This is a genomic window from Bacteroides sp. (assembly GCF_052357945.1).
Classification (GTDB): domain Bacteria; phylum Bacteroidota; class Bacteroidia; order Bacteroidales; family Bacteroidaceae; genus Bacteroides.
In genome coordinates this window covers 1-1594 of record NZ_DAWCXD010000178.1, presented here as the reverse complement: position 1 = coordinate 1594, position 1594 = coordinate 1, and the positions used below count along the sequence as shown (strand labels likewise).

Here is a 1594-nt window from a genome sequence, read left to right as displayed (position 1 = left end):
GCATTAGGATTTTCATACCAATCAAACACAATAGCCATTACTTCTTATCAATTTAAATGTGTAACTTCATCATAGGACAACTTTAATCGGCTATTCGGACGACTGGAATCGGCTCTTCAGTCAACTATTGTCAGCCAACCGGACAACTCCAGTCGGCTTTTCCTAAACAAGCACTAAAGATACGACAAAGTAACGATATATCAGCATAGGAAAGCTTGTTTTTCGTTTCAGAAGAAAATAAACATTTTCTTAGTTAAATACTTGCAAACCCCATATTTCATGTTATACCTTAGCAGCATCAACCGGTCGAAAAAACAACATTTATTCATTTAAAAAGAAGAAAAATATGAAGACATTAGAATATCACTCGAAACGTTTGGCAAAAAGAATACAAGTATTGATGAAAGAATCGTCAAACGCCATCGTTTCACCGAACACTTCAAAGAACGTACCGAAAATGCAAGAAATAGATGAACAGGAAGCATATAAACAAGAAATACATAAACACCCCGTCCTTCTAACACAACAAGTGATTGACTTTTTGAAAGTACGATATGACTTCCGCTACAACTTACTCACCGAAGAAACCGAATTTCGCCCCTCCGGCCAACGAGAAATTCCTTTCTGCCGCATAGGCAAGCGAGAACTGAATACTTTCTGCCTGGAAGCCCACAAAGAAGGAATCAATTGCTGGGATAAGGACCTTCAAAGATACATCTACTCTACCCTAGTGGAAAGCTACCACCCTTTCCGGCTTTATATGAACGAACTATCTGCCTGGGACGGAACGGATCGGTTGAAGCCCTTGGCGAAGCGAGTATCCGACACTCCTATATGGATAAAAAGCTTTCACACCTGGATGCTCGGACTTGCCGCCCAATGGCTGGGAGTGAATCAAACACAAGCAAACAGCGTAGCCCCGATACTTATCAGCGAAGAACAGGGACGCCATAAATCCACTTTCTGCCGTATGCTGATGCCGCCACAACTAACCCGTTATTATTCGGATAATCTGAAACTAACCGCACAAGGCAATCCCGAACGTCTCCTAGCCGAAATGGGGTTACTAAACATGGATGAATTTGATAAATTCGGAGCACAAAAGATGCCGTTACTTAAAAATCTGATGCAAATGTCCAGCCTCAACATCTGCAAAGCCTATCAGAAAAATTTCCGGTCGCTGCCTCGTATCGCCTCTTTCATCGGAACAAGCAACCGGACTGACTTACTGTGCGATCCGACAGGCAGCCGCAGATTCATCTGCATTGAAGCGGAACATGATATTGACTGTACCGGAATTGAACATTCACAAATCTACGCCCAACTGAAAGAGGAATTGCTTGCAGATGCCCGTCACTGGTTCAACAAGGAGGAAGAACATGCTTTGCAACGTCATAACAGCGCATACTATCATGTCAACCCCATAGAAGACATTGTGTGCAGCATATACGCGCCTGCCATGTTGGATGAACCGGATTGTCTGTCACTCTCCGCCGCTATCATTCATCAAGAATTGAAAAAGAGGTTTCCGGCTGTACTTCGTAATTGTACTCCTATCCAATTGGCGCAGATTCTGACTGCAACGGGTATCAGT

At 43.1% G+C, this 1594-nt stretch carries 1 protein-coding gene; it reads left to right on the top strand.

The features are described from left to right. Window positions 1-346: 346 nt before the first annotated feature. On the top strand, window positions 347-1594 hold a 1248-nt coding region (locus ACT8YW_RS20375; RefSeq protein WP_444106961.1), incomplete at its 3' end, for a VapE domain-containing protein.